This window comes from Actinomadura madurae (assembly GCF_047130825.1).
In the GTDB taxonomy this organism is placed as follows: Bacteria; Actinomycetota; Actinomycetes; order Streptosporangiales; family Streptosporangiaceae; genus Spirillospora; species Spirillospora madurae.
Genome location: NZ_CP083237.1, coordinates 6,162,909 through 6,182,372, shown reverse-complemented (window position 1 = coordinate 6,182,372; position 19,464 = coordinate 6,162,909). Strand labels below are relative to the sequence as shown.

General features: G+C 71.8%; 17 protein-coding genes and 1 pseudogene. 10 read left to right on the top strand and 8 right to left on the bottom strand.

The genetic code is table 11. From position 1 onward, the window contains the following. Positions 1–97: 97 nt before the first annotated feature. The gene (locus tag K8Z49_RS28165; protein WP_412521335.1) at positions 98–292 is read right to left on the bottom strand and encodes a hypothetical protein; all 195 of its coding nucleotides are present in this window, start codon (positions 290–292) and stop codon (positions 98–100) included. Here K8Z49_RS28165 and K8Z49_RS28160 point away from each other — a divergent pair. The 7 genes from K8Z49_RS28160 (at position 237) to K8Z49_RS28130 (ending at position 8,278) form a co-directional block, all read left to right on the top strand. Next, on the top strand, positions 237–635 hold the full coding sequence (locus K8Z49_RS28160; RefSeq protein WP_412515655.1) for a Scr1 family TA system antitoxin-like transcriptional regulator: 399 nt from the start codon (positions 237–239) through the stop codon (positions 633–635). The two genes, K8Z49_RS28165 and K8Z49_RS28160, sit on opposite strands and share 56 nt — an antisense overlap. Next, positions 556–828, top strand: coding sequence for a DUF397 domain-containing protein (locus K8Z49_RS28155; protein WP_412515654.1), 273 nt, complete (start codon positions 556–558; stop codon positions 826–828). The genes K8Z49_RS28160 and K8Z49_RS28155 overlap by 80 nt, the downstream gene beginning before the upstream one ends. A 255-nt stretch (positions 829–1,083) precedes the next feature. After that, a complete protein-coding gene (locus tag K8Z49_RS28150; RefSeq protein WP_412515653.1) occupies positions 1,084–4,413 on the top strand; it encodes a S8 family peptidase in 3,330 nt (1,109 codons plus the stop codon). 86 nt (positions 4,414–4,499) lie between these two features. Then, positions 4,500–5,111 (top strand): RNA polymerase sigma factor, encoded by a 612-nt coding sequence (locus K8Z49_RS28145; protein WP_412515652.1) that lies wholly within the window; start codon positions 4,500–4,502, stop codon positions 5,109–5,111. Further along, positions 5,104–6,300: a CU044_5270 family protein gene (locus tag K8Z49_RS28140; RefSeq protein WP_075022766.1), complete on the top strand. Its 1,197-nt coding sequence runs from the start codon at positions 5,104–5,106 to the stop codon at positions 6,298–6,300. Before K8Z49_RS28145 ends, K8Z49_RS28140 begins: the two co-directional genes overlap by 8 nt. 155 nt (positions 6,301–6,455) lie before the next feature. After that, positions 6,456–7,061, top strand: a complete 606-nt coding sequence (locus K8Z49_RS28135; protein WP_024935872.1) for an RNA polymerase sigma factor — start codon at positions 6,456–6,458, stop codon at positions 7,059–7,061. After that, positions 7,058–8,278 carry a CU044_5270 family protein gene (locus K8Z49_RS28130; protein ID WP_075022764.1) on the top strand — a complete coding sequence of 407 codons (1,221 nt, stop codon included), beginning with the start codon at positions 7,058–7,060 and terminating at the stop codon, positions 8,276–8,278. The genes K8Z49_RS28135 and K8Z49_RS28130 overlap by 4 nt, the downstream gene beginning before the upstream one ends. Before the next feature lie 132 nt (positions 8,279–8,410). On the opposite strand, the gene K8Z49_RS28125 is transcribed toward K8Z49_RS28130, so the two are convergent. After that, positions 8,411–9,112 (bottom strand): TetR/AcrR family transcriptional regulator, encoded by a 702-nt coding sequence (locus K8Z49_RS28125; RefSeq protein ID WP_412515651.1) that lies wholly within the window; start codon positions 9,110–9,112, stop codon positions 8,411–8,413. Positions 9,113–9,237: 125 nt separating this feature from the next. Between K8Z49_RS28125 and K8Z49_RS28120 the strand changes: the two genes are divergently transcribed. Then, positions 9,238–10,551 carry an MFS transporter gene (locus tag K8Z49_RS28120; RefSeq protein WP_412515650.1) on the top strand — a complete coding sequence of 438 codons (1,314 nt, stop codon included), beginning with the start codon at positions 9,238–9,240 and terminating at the stop codon, positions 10,549–10,551. On the opposite strand, the gene K8Z49_RS28115 is transcribed toward K8Z49_RS28120, so the two are convergent. From K8Z49_RS28115 to K8Z49_RS28100, 4 genes are all read right to left on the bottom strand, one after another. After that, positions 10,541–12,106 carry a 3-hydroxyacyl-CoA dehydrogenase gene (locus tag K8Z49_RS28115; RefSeq protein ID WP_412515649.1) on the bottom strand — a complete coding sequence of 522 codons (1,566 nt, stop codon included), beginning with the start codon at positions 12,104–12,106 and terminating at the stop codon, positions 10,541–10,543. The genes K8Z49_RS28120 and K8Z49_RS28115 overlap by 11 nt on opposite strands. 54 nt (positions 12,107–12,160) lie before the next feature. Then, positions 12,161–12,997: a DUF2182 domain-containing protein gene (locus K8Z49_RS28110; RefSeq protein WP_220126603.1), complete on the bottom strand. Its 837-nt coding sequence runs from the start codon at positions 12,995–12,997 to the stop codon at positions 12,161–12,163. Continuing rightward, positions 12,994–13,644: a DUF1326 domain-containing protein gene (locus tag K8Z49_RS28105; RefSeq protein ID WP_021597237.1), complete on the bottom strand. Its 651-nt coding sequence runs from the start codon at positions 13,642–13,644 to the stop codon at positions 12,994–12,996. The genes K8Z49_RS28110 and K8Z49_RS28105 overlap by 4 nt, the downstream gene beginning before the upstream one ends. Positions 13,645–13,779: 135 nt before the next feature. After that, positions 13,780–14,400: a TIGR03086 family metal-binding protein gene (locus K8Z49_RS28100; RefSeq protein WP_412515648.1), complete on the bottom strand. Its 621-nt coding sequence runs from the start codon at positions 14,398–14,400 to the stop codon at positions 13,780–13,782. A 215-nt stretch (positions 14,401–14,615) separates the two neighbouring features. On the opposite strand from K8Z49_RS28100, the gene K8Z49_RS28095 reads away from it, so the two are divergent. Continuing rightward, positions 14,616–16,763 carry a (Fe-S)-binding protein gene (locus tag K8Z49_RS28095; RefSeq protein ID WP_021597235.1) on the top strand — a complete coding sequence of 716 codons (2,148 nt, stop codon included), beginning with the start codon at positions 14,616–14,618 and terminating at the stop codon, positions 16,761–16,763. 92 nt (positions 16,764–16,855) lie between these two features. Continuing rightward, positions 16,856–17,593, top strand: coding sequence for a ZIP family metal transporter (locus tag K8Z49_RS28090; protein WP_412515647.1), 738 nt, complete (start codon positions 16,856–16,858; stop codon positions 17,591–17,593). A 77-nt stretch (positions 17,594–17,670) separates the two neighbouring features. Here K8Z49_RS28090 and K8Z49_RS28085 read toward each other — a convergent pair whose 3' ends face one another. Continuing rightward, positions 17,671–18,558 (bottom strand): glycine betaine ABC transporter substrate-binding protein, encoded by an 888-nt coding sequence (locus tag K8Z49_RS28085; RefSeq protein WP_021597233.1) that lies wholly within the window; start codon positions 18,556–18,558, stop codon positions 17,671–17,673. 70 nt (positions 18,559–18,628) lie between these two features. Then, positions 18,629–19,375 (bottom strand): annotated as a pseudogene (locus K8Z49_RS28080) (ABC transporter permease); the annotation flags it as partial. Positions 19,376–19,464: the final 89 nt, after the last annotated feature.

Here is a 19,464-nt window from a genome sequence, read left to right as displayed (position 1 = left end):
TCCGCAAGAGTGCCGTCCGGTCGCGGCCTTGTCAAATGACTTGAGCCGACCCGACTCAACTTTGCTGACGTCCTCTACAACAGGACGATTGACTCACCTATTCCGGTTCCCGACTCGGCCCCGCCCGCTCGGAGTTCGGCTGCACGGAGGAGTACGCCGTCCCCCACCAGGAGGAGCGCCTCGTCCGCAAGACCCCGCCGTCGCCACGCCGCGCCTCGCCGACGATTCCGAGGTCGATGTACTCGCTCCTGCCGTACATGGACACGGTGACGAGCCGGACCGCACCGCGCACACCCGCGCTCGCCCCGCGAAGAGCGCGATCGACGTGGCTCCCGGCACTCCTGGAGGCGGCCACCCAGCCATCAATGACTGTCCGTGTTGTGCCAATGACGCGCGAGTACCGGCCCGGCCTCGGCGAAGGCTCAGTCGTCGTTTTCGAGTTCTCGGCACCGCTGGAACTGGACACCGCACACGTGGAGACTATGGGCGGAAGTATGTACATCGAGGACATCGCCCAGGTGCGGCGCTGTGGCTCGATGTTGGACCGCATCGCCGATGCGGCGTTGCCCCAAGAAGATTCGGTTGCGCTCATCGCCGCCATCCGGGAGGAGCTTCAAACTCATGTCGATGCCTAGGTTCCCGGCCGAAGCCCAGTGGCGGATCAGCAGCCACTCCGGAGCTGGCAACGATTCGTGTGTCGAGGTGGCGCTCAACGTTCCCGGTGTGGTCGGTGTTCGTGACTCGCTGGATCGGGATGGGCCGGTGCTGGTGGTCTCGCCGTCCGCGTGGCGTGCGTTGACGTCCCGAATCAAGAACGGCGAGGTGTAGCGCAGCCGGTCAGGGGCTGCGGACGACCTTCCAAGACCACCTGCCGCGACTCCAGCGCCCTGCGAAGGATCTGCTCCATCCGCTCCGGCAGGCGCACGGCCGTCTCGTGCAAACTCGACTGGCTGAACACGGCCGTGCCTGGGTTGGGGCTCTGAGAAATCGGGGCGTGTGGGCTTCTGGCGAAGACGATCGGCCTCTGCGGGTGATCAAGGGTGACCGTCCAGTACGGGACGGGCATCGCGCAGAGGAGACTCGATGACGTACAGACGCCGGAGCCGGGCCCTGCTCGGCATCCTGCTGGCGGCCGGGGCGCTGGCCGCCATTCCGCCGTCCGCGCACGCGGCGCCGAAGACGGGTGGCCTGGACCCAGGTAAGGCCTGGAAAGTGACGCTGCTGACCGGGGACGTCGTCAGCGTCCGGACGGTCAAGGGGAAGCCCCCGCTCGTCTCGGTGACTCCGGCGCCCGGCCGGGAGAAGCGTTCGTTCCGCAAGGAGATCCGGCCGGACGGGCATGTCGTCGTCATCCCGGTCGACGTCGCCGACCTGGTCGGGCACGTGATCGACCCTGAGTTGTTCGACGTCACCGCGCTGATCGCGCAGGGCTACGACGACGCCCGCAGCAAGGACCTGCCGCTGATCGTCAAGCGCGACAAGGGCGCCCGCGCCCTGCCGACGCTCGGCGGGACGAAGGACCTGCCCAGTATCGGCGCCGTGGCCGTGCGGCAGTCCAAGGGCGACGCGGGCGACCTCGGCAAGACGCTGGCCGGGATGCGGGGACCGTCGGCGAAGGCGACCGGTGGCATCCGGCACATCTGGCTTGACGGCAAGGTCAAGGCGAGCTTCGCCCCGGCCGCGACCGCGCGGCTCGACCGGAACCTGAGCCAGATCGGGGCACCGGAGGCATGGCGGTCCGGTTACACCGGGAAGGGTGCGAAGGTCGCCGTTCTTGACACCGGTGTCGACGCCGGGCACCCGGACCTCCGGGGGCGCATCTCCGCGTCGGCGAACTTCTCCGAGTCGGCCGACACCGTCGACCGGTTCGGGCACGGCACGCACGTCGCCTCGACCGTCGCCGGAACGGGCGCCGCGTCGCGCGGGGAGCGCAAGGGCGTCGCCCCGGACGCGGACCTGCTCATCGGCAAGGTCCTCGGCGACGACGGATACGGCACCGAGTCTGGCGTGATCGCCGGGATGGAGTGGGCCGCGCCGCGCGCCGACGTCGTCAACATGAGCCTCGGCGGTGATCCCACCGACGGCAGTGATCCGCTGTCCATGGCGCTGACCGACCTCACCGCCAAGTACGGGACGCTGTTCGTGGTGGCCGCGGGCAACGAGGGGACGTTCGCGTCGGTCGGCTCACCGGGCACGGCCGAGGCCGCGCTCACGGTCGGCGCGGTCGACGCCCGCGACGGGCTCGCGGAGTTCTCCAGCCGCGGCCCGGTCGGCAACAAGGCCAAACCGGAGATCGTGGCGCCGGGCGTCGGCATCCCGGCGGCCCGTGCCGGGGGCACCGCGGCGGGCACCCCGATGGGGGCGTACTACACGAAGATGTCGGGCACGTCGATGGCGACACCGCACGTCGCGGGCGCCGCCGCGCTGCTCGCCGCGAAGCACCCCGACTGGAAGCCCGCCCGGCTCAAGGCGGCCCTCGTCGGTACCGCTGACCCCGCCACCGGCGGTGACGCGTACGAACTCGGCGCCGGACGGCTCGACGTGGGCGAGGCCGCAAACGCAGCCGTCCTCACCGACCAGAGCGTCGTCGACCTCGGGACGTCGAAGTATCCGGACCACGGTGATCTGTCCACGGACCTCGGCTGGACGTCGGGCACGGACCGTCCCGTCCGGCTCGGGCTGAGCGTCGAGGTGACCGACCGGGACGGCCGTGCCGCCGGCGGCGTCGCGACCCTCCCGTCCAGCGTCAGCGTGCCCGCAGGCGGTGCCGCGACGGCGGCGTTGACCGTGGACGCCTCCCGCCTCGCGGGACGGCCCGGCCTGTACACGGCCGTGGTCACGGCCGAAGGCCACGGCGTCACCCTGGAGACGCCCGTGACGTTCTACGTCGAACCCCCGACGCACACCCTCAAGGTCGAGGGCACGCCGCTGCCGGGCACCGAACCGGCGAACTTCTCCGGCGCCGCCACGGTGGTCAACCTCGACGACCACTCGCTGTTCGCCGGCTGGGCCGAGGTCGGACCCGACGGCGGGACGGAACTCCGCGTACCCGAGGGCCGCTACTCCGTTCTCGGCACCGTGGACGACACCGGTGACTGGCGCTCGGCCCTCGCAGGCGCCCCGGAGGTGGTCGTCGACCGGGACGTGACAGTGACGCTCGACGGCACCGCCGCCGTCAAGATCGGAGCGAGCGTCGAGGGCGTCCGGACGAAGGCGGCGATGTCGTCCGCGGACATTGTCCAGGACGCCGGCGACGGGCTCTGGTACTACTCCGTGTACGCGTTCGATCCCGCCGCTGCGCCCGTCTACGTCCAGCCCATGGAAGGCGGGACGAAGGGGACGATCAAGGCGTCCACCCAGTACCGGCTGACCGCGCCCGGCGCCGTGTACGACATCGTCCACCCGCTGGGCGACGGGATCCCCGCCGACCCGACGCACGTCGTCACCGCCGCCGAACTCAAGCGGATGGCCCGCGTCGACCAGACGTTCGCCGCGTTCGACGGCGACACGGGCCGGTCGATGAGCGAGAAGCGCTACGGCCTCAGCCCGGAGGGCCTGCTGTCATTCGAAGGGAGCGGCGACGTCGAGCCCGGAACGTCCCGGACCGACTACGTCTCGACCGGCGCCGGACAGCTCTGGCTGAGCGAGGGGTTCGTCCAGATCGGTGAAGACATGTGGGTCGACCAGGGGCACTTTGCCGAACTGAAGCCGGGCGAGCGGATCGCGCACCGTTGGGGCCGCCAGCCGATGCGTCCCGGCCCGTACTCCGGTACCGGCATCACGCCGAGTGAATGCGCCCGGTACCCCACGGCCCGGACGGGCGACAACATGCGCATCGCGCTGGTCGACCTCCAGACCCGGCCGGACGGCTTCGACTGCGGGCTGCACGAGGTGAAGGGCCACATGGCGCTGTTCGCCGGGGACGAGAAGGTCGGCGAGAAGAACGGCCCGTTCGGCGACTTCACCGTCCCGTCCGGACCGGCCGAGTACCGGTTGACGTACGAGAACGACGCGTCGGCCATCCTGCCTGTGTCGACGCGGACGTCCACTTCCTGGACGTTCCGTTCGCGCGAGCCGCGCGGCCAGAAGAGCGAGAACCTCCCGCTCCTCCTCGTCGACTACGACCTGAACCTCGACCTGCACAACCAGCCCGCCGGTGAACCCGCCGTGTTCACCGTCGCGCGGATGGCGGGCTCCGGCGAGGCGAAGGTCACCGGCCTGAAGTTCTGGACGTCCGTGGACGACGGCACGACCTGGCAGGCCGTCCAGGTGAAGGATCTCGGCGGCGGGCGGTTCAGCGCACCGCTCCCGGCGCCCGTCAAGGGCCAGGCCGTGTCGCTGCGGGTCGGCGCGCAGGGCGAGGACGGCAGCGGCATCGACCAGCGCATCGTCCGCGCCTACCGCGTCCGGTAGGCCGCGGTACGGCCTGAAAGTGAAAGCGGCGAGGGGTTCCGGGTGATACGTGTGTGACCGCCATCCGCCCGACGGAAAGGCACCACATGACAGGGAAACCCCTCGCCGCGGCGCGGCCGGACCGGCTCGGCACCGGTCCGGCCGCGGCGCGGCCGTCCCTGGACGACCCCGAACGGTTCGGCGAGGTCTTCGACGCCCACTTCGCCGAGATCCACGGGTACGCCGCCAAGCGGCTCGGCCCCGACGCCGCGTCCGACATCGCCTCCCAGACGTTCCTGGAGGCGTTCCGCCGCCGCCACCGCTACGACCCGGCCCGGGCGAACGTGCGGACCTGGCTGTACGGCATCGCGACCAACCTGATCGGCAAGCACCGGCGCGGCGAGGTGCGCGGCCTGCAGGCCCGCGCGCGGCTCGGCCCCGTCCCGGACGAGGGCGGCCACGCGGACCGGGTGGACGCCCGGGTCAGCGCCGAGGGCCTGCGGGGACGGCTGGCCGGCGCCATCGCCGGGCTGCCCGCCGGCGAGCGGGACGTGCTCCTGCTCGTCGCGCTCGCCGACCTCACCCACGAGGAGGTCGCGGCGGCGCTGGACGTCCCGTACGGGACGGTCGGCTCCCGGCTCAGCCGGGCCAGGAAGAAGGTGCGCGAGGCACTCGGCGGCACGAACCCGATGCGCGAAGGGGAGGACGACCATGGATGAGCTGCGGACGATCCGCGAGGCGTACGGGGAGCCCGCCCCGCCGACCGCACGGGAGATCGCCGACGCGCGCGCCGTGTGGGACGGGAAGCCCGCACGGCGCACCCTCTTCGGATGGCCGGCCAGACTGGGCCTGGGGATCGTCGCCGCGGGCGCCGCGGCCGCCGTCGCCGTCGCGGTCACCGCCCAGGGTTCGCCGGGGGCACCGCCGTCCAGGGTCGACCTGGGCAGGCAGGCGGTGCTGGCGGCGGCGGCGAAAGCGGAGCTGATGCCGACCGGCAAGTACTGGTACACCGACCAGATCCAGGGCCAGTCGTACATGGTTCGGCCGAAGACCGGGAGCTACGCGATCGTCGGCGCGCACAGCGAGACGTTCCAGTGGGCCGCCGCGAAGCAGGGCGGGGGCGAGGCGTTCTACGGCCGCGACCTGCCCTCCAGACCGCTGACGGCGAAGGACGAGGCGGCGTGGCGGCGCGCGGGCTCGCCCACGAAGTTCAAGGTGTGGTCGAACGACCACTACTACACCTACGGCCAGAAGACGACCGGATGGGAGGTGGACGATCCCGACCCGGCGGGCGGCGGCAAGTACTTCGTGCAGGGCACCGGCCGATCGCTGACCGTCGCGGAGATCCAGCGGCTTCCGACCGATCCCGAGGCGCTGGCCACGATGTTCTACGCGCCGAAACCCCCGCGCGACAGCAAGGGCGTCCGCCCGTTCGAGCGCAAGGCCGGCCGCCCGCTCGACCGCAAGGCGGTCCGCCCGCTCGACCGGATGAGCACTCCGAGCGCGAAGCTCGGCGTGACCGCGGCACTGCTGGAGAACACGCCGTTGCCGCCGAAGGTGCGCGCGGGGCTGATGCGGGCGCTCGCCGCGCAGCCCGGAATCCGGTCGCTGGGCAAGGCGACCGACCCGCTCGGGCGGAAGGGCGTCGCGCTGGCCGCCGAGGATCGGCCGTCGACGGTGGACGGCGAGTACGGAGCGCCGCCCGAGGAGCAGGGCACCTACAAGGCGCGGTCGGAGCTCGTCTTCGACCCGGCCACCGGTGAGCTGCTCGCCGAGCAGCTGGTGCTGACCGAGCCCGGTGGGGCGTACAGGGACCGCGAGCCCGGATTCGTGATCAACTACTGGCTCGTCCGGGACACGGGCTGGACGGACGCCAAGCCGAAGCCTCCGGCCAAGCCGCCCTTCTGACCGGCCGCCCTCCTGACCCTGCCGCCCTTCTGACCTGGGGCCGCGCACGCCTCCCGCCCTCCGCCCGGGCGGAGGGCGTGCGCCCGTGAAGGCGATACCGGGCTTCGGTTGAGAACGGTATGACCGAGCACTTCCCCACAGCGAGGATCATCCCTATGGCCCCTCACCCACCGCCTGATCTGAGCGCGGACGCGGCGGACGCGGAGGCGATCGTGCGGTCGCGGCGCGACCCCGCCGCGTTCACGGAGATCTTCCACCGCCACTTCGCCGCGATCCACGGGTACGCGGCCCGGCGGCTCGGCGTGGACGCGGCCGACGACATCGCGGCCGAGACGTTCCTCGCCGCGTTCCGCAAGCGCGGGCGCTTCGACCCGGCGCGCGGGAGCGTCCGGCCCTGGCTGTACGGCATCGCGACCCGGCTGATCGGGCTGCACCGCCGCGCGGAGGGCCGCCGCTTCCGGGCGCTCGCCCGCACTCCCGCCGATCACTTCGAGGACGGCCACGAGGAGCTCGTCACGGCGCGCGTCACCGCCGGCGGCGCCGGGGCCGAGCTCGCGGACGCGCTGGCCGGGCTCCCGCGCGGGGACCGGGACGTGCTGCTGCTGGTCGCGCTCGCCGACCTGTCGTACGAGGAGGTCGGGCAGGCGCTCGGCCTGAAGACGGGCACGGTCGCCTCCCGGCTGCACCGGGCCCGGCGCCGGTTGAGGGAGTCGCTCGGCGGGACGCACCGCGCGCTGATGGTTGAGGAGTCGCCCGCGTGAACGAGAAAGAGAAGAACGTGATGGACCAGGTCCGGGCCCTGCTGCAGGAGCCTCCGCCCCCGTCGCAGGAGGTCACGGCGAAGGCGCTGGCCATGCTGGAGGACGCGATGGCGCCGGGCGGCGGGCACGTTCGGACGTCCCGGCCGCGGCGGCGGTTCGGGTGGCCGGTGAAGCTGGGCGCCGGGCTGGTCGCGGTGGGCGCGGCGGCGGCCGTCGCCATCGCCCTCACGGGCCAGGGTTCGCCCGGTTCGCCCGGTTCGCCGGGGACGCCGGGGACCGTCGACCTGAACCGGAAGGCGGTGCTCGCGGCGGCGGCCAAGGCGGAGCTGGCGCCGACCGGCAAGTACTGGCACACCGACAGCATCGACGGGCAGTCGTACATCGTCCGGGCGAAGACCGGCACGTACGCGATCGTCGGCGCGGCGAGCGAGTCGTTCCACTGGGCGGGCGTGAAGAAGGGGACCGGCGAGGCGTACTACGACCGCGACCTGCCCGCCCGGCCGCTCACCCCGCAGGACGAGGCCGCGTGGAAGCGCGCCGGGTCGCCGTCGAGCTTCCGGGTCTGGTCGAACGACCACTACTACACCTACAAGGCCAAGGCGACGCCGTGGCGGTCGAACGGCCCGGAGGTCGGCGTCTTTCCCGAGGGCGGCGGCGAGTTCCTCGGCAAGTCGATCGAGGAGTGGCAGAACCTGCCGGCCGATCCGGCCAGGCTCACCGACATCCTGCTGGGCAACGGGGAGGCGCGCTTCGGGGCGGACCCCTCGGGCGGGAAGCGCAACCCGAGGCTGAAGGCCGAGGCCGCGCAGGCGTCCGACATCTGGCGGACCGCGTCGATCCTCAGCAACACCCCGGTGACGCCGAAGGTGCGGGCGGCGCTGATGCGGGCGCTGGCCGCGCGGCCGGGCGTCCAGGCGATCGGCACCGTCGCCGACCCGCTGGGCCGCCGCGGCGTCGCGCTGGCCTCGGGCGAGCGCACCGCGACCATCGACGGCGAGTGGGGCGGGCCGAAGGCCGAGCGGGGAACCTACCGCCACCGCCAGGTGATCGTGTTCGATCCGCGGACCGGGGGGCTGCTGGCCGTCCAGGACACGCTGACCCAGCCCGGCGGCCGGTACTCGGAGATGAAGCCCGGCTTCATCATCAACTACGTGGCGACCCGCTCGGAGGGCTGGACCGACACCAAGCCGAAGCCTCCCGCGGAACTGCCCTTCTGACGCCTCCGAACTCTCCCGAACCGGGGGTGGTGAGCGCTGCCGTTATCCCTTGGCGAAAGCCACGGCGACTGCCGCCCCCACACGATGCCCTCCGCCCACCGTCCGGGCGGGGGGCATCGCCCGTGCACGGCGTCAGGGGCGCCGTGCCTCCAGGCCGTCCAGGACGCACGCGAGCCCGAACGCGAACCGGCCTTCCAGGACGTCGCCGGTCTCCTTCATCCAGATCTCGCGGATATGGGCGGCGAGCCCGGGACGTTCGGCGTCCAGCCCGCCCAGGTAGGGGCCGAGGCTCTCGACCCACTCCGCGGCGGACGTGCCGGGCTGGTCGCGCTGCCAGCTCACCTCGCTGCCGGCGGCGCCGATGACGTAGTCGACCACGGCGGACCAGGCGTACTCCAGGTCGAAGCCGGCGAACCCGGCGGCGCCGAACGCGGCCAGCACCTCGTCCAGGACGCGGGTGGCGTTCGGGCCGATCATCGGGCGGCTGCCGAAGAGGGTGACCGTCCACGGATGCCGGTGGATCATCGCGCGGAGGCTGCGGGCGTACCCGGCCGCGGCGGCGCGCCAGCCGTCCCCGGCGGGCACCTCCACCTCGGCCATGACGCGGTCGAGCGCGAGTTCGAGCAGCTCGTCCTTGTTCGCGACGTGCCAGTACACCGAGGTGGCGCCGGAGTTCAGCCGGGTGCCGAGGCGGCGCATGCTGAGCCCGTCCAGCCCTTCGGCGTCGAGCAGGCCGAGCGCGGCGTCGACGATCTGGTCGCGGCTCAGCGCCGGCTGCTCGCGCCGGGCCCGCGCGGGCCGCGTCCAGACCGACGCCGGTGCCTTCTCCGCCATCGCGTGCTCCCTCGCCGTCGTCCCTCGCCCTCGTCTCGTACAGAGTACCGCCACTTGAACAGTGTACGAGTTGAGTCATACAGTGTGCGAGCTATCTCGAACGCTGTACGAGAAAGGATGCTCCGATGAGCCATGCCCCCGATCCCCGCCGCTGGCGGATCCTCGGCGTGCTGTGCCTCAGCCTCTTCGTCGTCATGGTCGACAACACGATCCTGAACGTGGCGATCCCGTCCCTGCTGAAGGACCTGGACGCCACCACGTCCGACGTCCAGTGGGTGATCGACGCCTACTCGCTGGTCTTCGCCGGGCTGCTGATCACGGCCGGCGGCCTCGGCGACCGCTACGGCCGCCGCCGCGCGATGCTGATCGGCTTCGCCCTGTTCGGCGCCGGCTCGCTGCTCGCCGCCTTCGCCGCGGATCCCGCGCAGCTCGTCGCGATGCGCGCGCTGATGGGTCTCGGCGGCGCGCTCCTCATGCCCGGGACGCTGTCGATCATGGCCCAGGTGTTCGGCCCCGACGAGCGCGCGAAGGCGTTCGCCATCTGGGGCGCGACGTCCATGGTCGGACTCGCCGCCGGGCCGACGCTCGGCGGGTTCCTGCTGGAGCACTTCTGGTGGGGCTCGGCCTTCCTGGTCAACGTGCCGATCACCGGCGCCGCCGCCCTCGCCCTGTTCGTCCTCTGGCAGCACCGCAACCCCGAGCCGATGCTCGACCTCGGCCTGCTGCGCCGCCGCGCGTTCTCCGGCGCCGCCACCATGATCGCGATGTTCGGGTTCGCCCTGGCCGGGGTGATGTTCGCGCTGACCCAGCTGCTCCAGCTCGTGCTCGGCTACGGGCCGCTGAAGGCCGGGCTGGCGCTGCTGCCCGTCGCCGTCTCGGCGGGCGCCGGCAACGGCCTCGGCGCCTCGCTGGAGTCGCGGTACGGCGCCCGTCCCGCCCTGATCACCGGGTTCGCCGTCCTCGCGGCCGGGCTCGCGGCGCTCGGCCTGACCGACCCGCACGAAGGGTACGCCGTGCTCGCCGCCGGGCTGGTCGTCCTCGGTCTCGGCGCCGGGATCGGCACCCCGGCCGCCTACAGCACGCTGATGGCGGCCGTGCCGCCCGAGGAGGCCGGGGTGGGCTCCGCCGTGAACGACGCCGGGCAGGAACTCGGCAGCGCCCTCGGCGTCGCCGTCCTCGGCAGCGTCGTCTCCGCCGGCTACGCCGCGGGCCTGCCGGACGGCGTGTCCGGCCCCGCCCGCGACTCGCTCGGCGCCGCGCTGGCGACCGGCGACCCCGGCCTAGCGCGGGCCGCGAAGGACGCCTTCGCCGACGCGGTCGCCGCGGGCTCGCTGACGGCGGCCGGGGTGATGCTGGCCGCCGCCGTCTTCGCGGCGTTCGTCATGCGCGGCGTCGCCCGCCCGGCCGCCGCGGACGTGCCGCAGCCCGTCAGGACGTGAGGTCGGACGGGGCGGTGCCGGCCTCGGTGAGGGGGAGGCCGAGCGCCACCCGTTCGGTCAGCCAGGCGCTCGGCCGGTAGCGCGGGTCGCCGGTGGAGGCGTGCAGGCCGCGCAGGATCGCAAGGACGCGGTCCGCGCCCGCGTCGTCGGCCCACTCCAGCGGTCCGCGCGGGTAGCCGAGGCCGAGCCGGACCCCGGTGTCGATGTCCTGCGGGCGGGCGAGCCGCTGCTCGGCGATGCCGCACGCCACGTTCACGATCGACGCGAGGAGCCGCTGCGCCACGGGGGCGGGGGCGTCCCGCACGACGGTGACGTCCCGTCCGGTGGCCGAGAGGGCGGCGAGACCCGCACGGCCCGCGTCCCGGTCGAGACCCGGATGCACCATCGCGGTCAGGCGGGTGAAGAAACCCCCGAGCGGGTCAACGCCCAGGGTGCGCTCAAGAGGGAGGCCTTCGGCGGCGGCCACCGTGCTCTGCCCGAACGGGGCGACCAGCACGACGGCGCGGTCGGAGGGCTCGTCCCCCGTCTCGACCTCTATATCCGCCGTGGACAGCAGCGCACCAAGTTCCTCACGCACATCGCCGTGGACCCACACGGGGCGCGGGTCCACCGCCGGCACCGTGACCTCCGGCGGCTCCTGCTTGGCACCGTCCACATACTTGTAGAAGCCCTCGCCCGTCTTGCGTCCGTAGAGCCCCGCTTCCAGCCGCGCACGTCCGAGCCTGGACGGACGGAACCGCGGCTCCGTGTAGAACCCCGTCCAGATGGACTCCATCACGGGGTGCGACACGTCCATCCCCGTGAGGTCGAGCAGTTCGCAGGGCCCCATCTTCAGACCGAGGACGTCCCGCGCGACCCGGTCGACGTCCGCGGGCTCGGCGGCGCCCTCGGAGAGGATCTGCAGGGCCTCCGTCACCAGGCCGCGCCCGGCGTGGTTGACCAGGAAGCCGGGCGCGTCCGGCGCGAGCACCGGCTCGTGCCCGAGACGCCGGACGAGGTCGGCGAGAGCGCCCGGGATCCACTCCGCCGTGCGCGCCCCGGGAACCACCTCCACGAGGCGCATCAGCGGCACCGGGTTGAAGAAGTGCAGCCCTGCCACCCTGGACGGATCCTCCAGCGCGGCGGCGATGGCCGTCACCGGCAGCGAACTGGTGTTGGTGACGAGGATCGTCCGCGCCGGGCAGACCTTCTCCAAGGACGAGAACAGTTCCCGCTTGGTGTCGATGTCCTCCCGCACCGCCTCCACGACCAGATCGCAGTCCTGGAACGGGGTGAGCGGCTCACCGACCGGCCGGAGCCTCGCCTTGGCCGCCTCCGCCTCAGCCGCCGTCATCCGCCCCTTGGAGACGAGCTTGTCGAACATGCCGCCGATGTACTCGGCCGCGGCGACCACGGCGTCCATCCGGAGGTCGGCCAGTTCCACCGTCAGCCCGCCCGCCGCGGCGAGCTGCGCGATCCCGCGCCCCATCGCCCCGGTGCCGATCACCCGGACCGTCGTCGCCCGCCGCGCCCACTGCTCCACCGTCGCCTCCTCGCTCGTCCGCCTCCCCCGCATTCAACCCTCCACCGCCCGGGAGGGCGGACCCGCCCTCCCGGATCCGCCGCGATACTAGGTCAGCGTGGGCGAGAGGCCGGGGGAGACCAGCAGGACGAGTCCGAAGGCGATCATCACGGCGCCCAGCGGTCCGCTGACCCGTTCCCCGTACCGCCAGACCTTCTCCACGAGGATGACCGCGGCGACGACCCCCATCCAGACCAGGCTCATCATCCCCGCGGCGAGCAGGACGGCCATCAGCGCCCAGCAGCATCCCAGGCAGAAGGCCCCGTGGTGGACGCCGACGAGCAGCGCGCCCGACGGGCCCGCCGTGATCCGCTCCCCGTGCCGGACGACGACGGCGAGCGGCGAGCGGCACAGCCGCAGGCACGCCCGCTTCAGGGGCGAGAGCTGGTAGACGCCCGCGAACACCAGCACGACGGCGCCCGCGCGCACGGCGGTCAGGGCATCGCCCGCCGTGACGGCCGACTGGAAGGCCAGGTACAGGCCGTACGCGGCCGCTCCGGCGGCCGCCCACACGAGCAGGTACCCGGCCGCCAGCATGTACGCCGTCATGCCCCGCCCGTCCCGGCGCCGCACGAGCCGGTCGATCCGCACGATCACCGGTGTGACCGCCGGGAGCATCATCGCCGCCATCATCACGAGCCAGATGCCGAGGAACAGCCCGGCGCTCATGGAATGGTCCATCGGCATGGCGTCCATCCCGCCGGAGCCTCCGGGACGGGCGGCGCCGGTCAGCAGCCCGGCGCGCATGTCCGGCGTGGCCAGGCGGTGGACCGCCAGCCACGCGACCGCGGCGAGGGCGACGAGGACCCCGACGAACACGAGCTCGTGCGTCGCGGGCCGGGCGCCGGTCCGCCGCCGGGGCACCGGGACCGGCGGAGCCCTCACTCCGGTCCGCTCCAGTCGAACGGGATGTGCTTGCTGGAGCGGCCCGCCCAGTCCCAGCTGAAGCCGTAGGCGTCGGCCTGGTCGGCGAGCGCCCTGCCCCAGGTGGCGACCTGTCCGGGCCCCGTCTCGGAACCGGGCGGGTTGAGGGTCTGCACCCGTGCCCCCTCGGGCGTCGTGGGGCCCGTCAGCGCCTCGGCCCTCGCCACGACCCGGCCGGGGACCTCCGCGCTCCAGGTGGCGAGGTCGTCGTCGACCGAGATCGTGACGGGCGAGAACTCGATCCCCCGCACCTCGGGAGCGAGCATCCCCACCAGCTGGGCGGGCCACCCTCCGGCCTCACCGCCGAAGATCTTCCCGAGCGCCTCGCGCTGGGAATCGTCGGCGCGCTCGTCCAGGAAGACGGCCGCGTAGGCGTCGGAGTGCTCGCCCCACACGTTCCCCACGAACGAGCCGAGCATCAGGACGTTGAGGCCGTCGAGAGAGACGTCTCCGTACCTCCCTTCGCGGATGTGCCATGCCAGCACACCGTCGCAGTCACCGTAGGTAGGAGGCTGCGCATAGGTGCACGGGCACGGGACGGCGCACTTGCAGACGTCGAACCAGTCGCCGGCGGCATGCCAGCGAGGTGTCGCGCCGGTCTCGGTCATGGCTTCCCCCGATCGCGCTCCCCGCCGCGTCTGGAGATGCCGGCACACGGCAACCACTCCGACAATCGTCACAGAACAGCAGATCAGGAGCCAGCGGGCGCGGGTAAAACCTGCCGTGCCGGAACCGCCGCCCGGTCAGTTCCGCTCGGCCGTCCAGGAGGGGTCGCGGCCGGTCATGGCGATGAGGCGGTCGAGGGCGGGCGCGTCCTCGGGGACGTCGACGGCGGGACCGAACAGGCCCGGGACGCCCTTGCCCCCGCTCTGCTCGACGGACGGGGCGACGAAGGCCAGGCAGGACTCGATCTCCTCCGCGCTCACCTCGTAGGGCTGGCCGCTGGCGCGGGCGATGTCCCAGCCGTGGACGACCAGCTCGTTCATGGCGACGTTGCCGGCGTCCGCCCCCGGCAGGTCGATGCCGCCCGCATGGGTCATGCCCTCCCACGCGGCCGGGTCGCGCCAGGCGTCGGCGAGCGCGTCGAGCTGCTCGGGCATGCGGGTGCGCCAGTCCGGCGGCAGCAGCGGCGCCTCATCGTCGATCCCGGGCCGGTCCGTGGACGGCGGCTGCGTACCCCCTTCCGGGTAGTCCTTCTTCGCCGCCCAGGTGAAGGCGAGCGTCAGTCCGTTCACATGGTCGATGAGGGCGCCGAGCGAGGTGTCCGCGCAGGGGGTCGGCCGTTCGAGCTGGAAGTCGCGGACGCCCGCGAGCAGGGCGGCCATCCGGCGCGTCGCGGGCGCGAGATCGGGCATCGGGGTCATGGGAGTCCTCCGTTTCGGCATACCGCTGGACGGGACGAGGCTGCCGCGTCCCATCCGGTGATATGACACGTGAAGGGCCGAAAACTCATCGGTAGTCTGACCAGCGGATGTGACGCCTAAGCTACTACCGAGTAGTATTCGGGCCCCGGATGACGAGCGGTTCGTGGCGAGCCCTACGCTGACAGCCATCGCCCGTACCCCAGGAGGACGGAACAGTGTTCTGGATCACGTTGGTCATTGGGCTCGCCGGAACGGCGGTCGCTTTGGCGCTCGCCGGCCGGCGGGTGCTGTTCCTCTACGCCATCGCCAAGAGCGGTCAGCCCGACCCGGAACGGACGCTGCAGGTCAGGCGTGAGCCCGCCAAGGCCGTCGAGGGACAGGCAGTCGAGGTGCTGGGCCAGCGCAAGCTGCTGAAATGGACGCTCGCCGGCAGCGCGCACTTCGCGGTCATGTGGGCGTTCATCCTGCTGATCACCGTCTACCTGGAGGCGGGCGTCGCGCTGCTGTTCGGGCTGGACGCCAAGATCCCGGGCCTGCAGACCTGGCCGCCGATCGGCTTCGTCCAGGACACGATCGCGCTCGCCTGCACCGCGGGGCTCGCGGTGTTCACCGCCATCCGGATCAAGAACTCGCCGAAGCGGCTCGACCGCAGGTCGCGGTTCAAGGGCTCCCACCTGTCCGGCGCGTGGATCACGCTCTTCATGATCTTCAACGTGATCTGGACGCTGTTCTTCTTCCGCGGCGTCGAGTGGGCCAGCGGCAACCTCCCCTACGGCAAGGGCGCCTACTTCTCCTACCTCGTCGGGCGGCTCTTCGAGGGCATGAGCCACGACACGCTGGAGGTCCTGGAGTCCATCGGCCTGCTGCTGCACATCGCGGTCGCGCTGATCTTCCTGGTCTTCGTCGTCCACTCCAAGCACCTGCACATCTTCCTGGCCCCGCTGAACGTCATGTTCAAGCGCAGCCCGGACGGCCTCGGCCCGGCGCAGCCGATGATGTCGGACGGCAAGCCGCTCGACTTCGAGGAGGCCGACCCCGACGAGGACGTCTTCGGCCGCGGCAAGATCGAGGACTTCACCTGGAAGGGCCTCCTCGACATGGCGACCTGCACCGAGTGCGGCCGCTGCCAGTCGCAGTGCCCCGCCTGGAACACCGGCAAGCCGCTGTCGCCGAAGATGCTCGTGCTCGAACTGCGCGACCACGCCCTCGCCAAGGCGCCGTACTTCACCGCGTCGGAGGACCAGCGGGAGAAGTTCACCGACGAGCAGAAGCTCGCCATGCAGGTCGACAAGGAGCTCGTCGCCGACGACGGCGTCATCCACCCGGACGTCCTGTGGTCCTGCACCAACTGCGGCGCCTGCGTCGAGCAGTGCCCGGTCGACATCGAGCACATCGACCACATCCTGGACATGCGCCGCTTCCAGGTCATGATCGAGTCCTCGTTCCCGTCCGAGGCCGGCGTCATGCTGAAGAACCTGGAGAACAAGGGCAACCCGTGGGGGATGTCCGAGATGAAGCGCCTCGAATGGGTCGAGGAGCTGGACTTCGAGGTCGACGTCGTCGACGACAAGGTCGCCGAGGACACCGAGTACCTGTTCTGGGTCGGCTGCGCCGGCGCCCTGGAGGACCGCGCCAAGAAGACCACCAAGGCCGTCGCCGAGCTGCTGCACATCGCGGGCGTCAAGTTCGCCGTCCTCGGCCCGATGGAGGCCTGCACCGGCGACCCGGCCCGGCGGCTCGGCATGGAGTTCGTCTTCCAGATGCTCGGCCAGCAGAACGTCGAGACCCTCAACGACGCGGGCGTCAAGAAGATCGTCGCGACCTGCCCGCACTGCTTCAACACCCTGGCCAACGAGTACCCGCAGATCGGCGGGAACTACGAGGTCGTCCACCACACCCAGCTGCTCGCGCACCTGGTCGAGGAGGGCAGGCTCACCCCGGTCACGCCGATCGAGGAGAACATCACCTACCACGACCCCTGCTTCCTCGGACGCCACAACAAGGTCTACAAGCAGCCGCGCGACATCATGGCGACCGTCCCCGGCGTCAAGACCCAGGAGATGCACCGGCACAAGGACCGCGGTTTCTGCTGCGGCGCCGGCGGCGCCCGGATGTGGATGGAGGAGCGCATCGGCAAGCGCATCAACACCGAGCGCGTGGACGAGGCCCTGGAGACCGACCCCGACACCGTCTCCACCGCCTGCCCGTTCTGCCTGGTGATGCTGGGCGACGCCATCAACGAGAAGAAGAACTCGGGCGACGCCAAGGAGTCGCTGGAGGTCGTCGACGTCTCCCAGCTCCTGATCCGCTCCATCAAGGGCGAGGGCACCGCTCCCGAGAAGGAGCCCGTCGCCGCCGAGTAGGCGCGTCCCGGACGGCCCCGCTCCCGCTTTCCTCTGGGGGGCGGGGCCGTTTTCGTGGGTTGCGGTGGCCGATGAACTGGTAAGACCTGGAAATGGCCGTGCTCGCGTCCCTCCTCGCGTTCGTGATGACGCTCGCCGGAGGGCTGGCGGCGATGCGGATCCGCGACCACCGGCACCTCGTCCTCGGCCTCGCGGGCGGCCTCATGCTCGGCGTCGTCGCGTTCGACCTGATCCCCGAGTCGCTGGAGCTGACCCGGCACCGCCCGCTCGGCGTCCCCGCCCCCATGATCGGCTTCGCGGCCGGGTTCGTCCTGCTGCACGTGGTCGAGCAGGCCGTCGCCATCCACCGCGCTCACGAGGACGAGTACGCCCCGCACGTCCACGCGCACGGCGCCGGCTCCGGCGGGCTCGTCGCCGCGTCCGCGCTCGTCGCCCACAGCCTGGTGGACGGCCTCAGCATCGGCCTCGGCTTCCAGTCCGGGACCGACGTCGGCGTCTTCGTGGCGCTCGCCGTCGTCACCCACGACTTCGCGGACGGCTTCAACACCTTCACCGCCGCCTCGCTGCACCGCACCGACCGGCGGCCCGCCGTCCTGCTGCTCCTCGCCGATGCCGCCGCCCCCGTGGCCGGGGCCGCGCTCGGCACGCTCGCGTCCGTACCGGACGCGGTCCTCGGCCCCTACCTCGGGCTCTTCGCGGGCGTCCTGCTGTACCTGGCGGCGGCCGAGATCCTCCCCGAGGCGCACAGCGTCCACCCGCGGATCATGACGCTGTGCGCCACCGGGCTCGGGCTGCTCGCCGTCCTGTGCACGGTGGGCCTCGCCGGATGAGCACGGTCGGCCTCGCGGGATAAAAGCGCGGAGGGCCGCCCGGCGATGCCGGACGGCCCTCTTCCGAGCGCGGGCGGTCAGCCCGTCAGCGACGTGGCGTAGCTCTGGTTCGTCTTCAGCCACTCGTCGACGGCCTGGTCGGGCTTGCCCTTGAACTTGTTCTCCATCAGGTCCTCAAGCGAGCCCAGCTGCTTGTCGTCCATCCGGAACTTCTTCAGCCAGGCGGTGACCTCCGGCTGGTCCTTGCCGAAGTCCTCGCGGGCGACCGTGTAGATGCCGTCCGGCTTGCCCATCGCGCCCTTCGGGTCCTTCAGGTCGCGGATCGGGTACTTCGTGTACGCCCAGTGCGGGCGCCACAGCGTGACGACGATGTCCTTCTTGCCGTCGATCGCCTTCTTCAGCTCGGTCAGCATCGCCGCCGTCGAGGACGTCGTCACCGTGTACTCGTCCTTCAGGCCGTACGCGGGGAGCATCTCCTCCTGCGACACCCGGTACAGGCCCGAGCTCTTCTCGATGCCGACGATCTTGCCGTCGTACTGGCCGCCCTTGCCCTTCAGGTCCTCCAGCGACTGCAGCGGCGAGTAGTTCGGCACCGCGATCGTCAGCGGGGCCGAGTCGTACCAGGCGCCGATCTTCTCCAGCTTGTCGCCGTACTGCTTCCAGTAGTCCTCGTGGGTGCCGGGGAGCCAGGAGTCCACGAACAGGTCGACGTCGCCCTTCGACATGCCCGCGTACAGCGGCCCGGTGTCGAGGGTCTTGACCTCGACCTTGTAGCCCTTGTCGGTCAGGAGCCGCTTCCACAGCGCCGTCGCGGCCTCACCCTCGGCCCAGCCCGAGACCATGCCGATGGTGATGTTCTTGTCGCTCTCACCCCCACCGGAGTCGGAGTCGCCGCACGCGGCGGCGCTCAGGCCCAGCGTGAGCGTCAGCGCCGCGACCGTGAGGCCCTTGAACTTGAAGCGCATGCCCATCCTTTCGTCGGCTTGCATGGTGTGGGGGGAACGGGGGAAGGCGTCGAACCGGCCGGGGCCGCGGCTAGTCGGCGCCTGCGGTGCCCACGACGGCCGGGGTACCGCGGGAGAACAGTGCGCGCAGCAGGCCGGCGCCGGCGCCGCCGCCGAGCGAACCGGTCAGCCGGTCCAGGTAGATGGCCAGCACGACGACGGCGATGCCGCCCTCGAAGCCCTTGGCGACGTCGACCCGGTTGATGCCCTCCAGCACCTCGCCGCCGAGGCCGCCCGCGCCGACCATGCCCGCGATGACCACCATGGACAGCGACAGCATGATCAGCTGGTTGACGCCCGCCATGATCGACGGCATCGCGAGCGGGATCTGGATCCGGGTCAGGATCCGGTTCGGCGGCGTCCCGAACGCCTCGCCCGCCTCGACCATCTCCGGGTCGACGCCGCGGATGCCGAGCTCGGTCAGCCGCACCCCCGGCGGCATCGCGAAGATCACCGTCGCCACCACGCCGGGCACCGCGCCGATGCTGAAGAAGAAGATCGCCGGGATCAGGTACACGAACGCCGGCATCGTCTGCATGAAGTCGAGGATCGGCCGCACGACCCGGCTCACCATGTCGCTGCGCGCCGCCGCGATGCCGATCGGTATCGACAGGACGGTCGCCACCACCGCCGACACCAGCACCAGCGCCAGCGAGTCCATCGCGGACTCCCACAGTTCCATGCTGTCGATCAGCGCGAACCCGAGGACCGTGAAGACGCCCAGCTTCCAGCCGCTGACCACGAGCGCGAGCAGAGCCAGCACCAGCGTCAGCGCCAGCGGCGGCAGGACCGTCAGGACGTCCGTCAGCACCTCGACCGACGAGTCGATCGCGGAGCCGATCCCGTCGAACAACCACGACAGGTTGT

Coding starts and splice junctions, on each gene's coding strand:
- K8Z49_RS28120 (WP_412515650.1), top strand. CDS start 9,238: ATGAGCCATGCCCCCGATCCCCGCCGCTGGCGGATCCTCGGCGTGCTG.
- K8Z49_RS28145 (WP_412515652.1), top strand. CDS start 4,500: ATGACAGGGAAACCCCTCGCCGCGGCGCGGCCGGACCGGCTCGGCACC.
- K8Z49_RS28125 (WP_412515651.1), bottom strand. CDS start 9,112: ATGGCGGAGAAGGCACCGGCGTCGGTCTGGACGCGGCCCGCGCGGGCC.
- K8Z49_RS28090 (WP_412515647.1), top strand. CDS start 16,856: ATGGCCGTGCTCGCGTCCCTCCTCGCGTTCGTGATGACGCTCGCCGGA.
- K8Z49_RS28100 (WP_412515648.1), bottom strand. CDS start 14,400: ATGACCCCGATGCCCGATCTCGCGCCCGCGACGCGCCGGATGGCCGCC.
- K8Z49_RS28160 (WP_412515655.1), top strand. CDS start 237: ATGTACTCGCTCCTGCCGTACATGGACACGGTGACGAGCCGGACCGCA.
- K8Z49_RS28140 (WP_075022766.1), top strand. CDS start 5,104: ATGGATGAGCTGCGGACGATCCGCGAGGCGTACGGGGAGCCCGCCCCG.
- K8Z49_RS28155 (WP_412515654.1), top strand. CDS start 556: ATGCGGCGTTGCCCCAAGAAGATTCGGTTGCGCTCATCGCCGCCATCC.
- K8Z49_RS28135 (WP_024935872.1), top strand. CDS start 6,456: ATGGCCCCTCACCCACCGCCTGATCTGAGCGCGGACGCGGCGGACGCG.
- K8Z49_RS28085 (WP_021597233.1), bottom strand. CDS start 18,558: ATGCGCTTCAAGTTCAAGGGCCTCACGGTCGCGGCGCTGACGCTCACG.
- K8Z49_RS28115 (WP_412515649.1), bottom strand. CDS start 12,106: ATGCGGGGGAGGCGGACGAGCGAGGAGGCGACGGTGGAGCAGTGGGCG.
- K8Z49_RS28105 (WP_021597237.1), bottom strand. CDS start 13,644: ATGACCGAGACCGGCGCGACACCTCGCTGGCATGCCGCCGGCGACTGG.
- K8Z49_RS28150 (WP_412515653.1), top strand. CDS start 1,084: ATGACGTACAGACGCCGGAGCCGGGCCCTGCTCGGCATCCTGCTGGCG.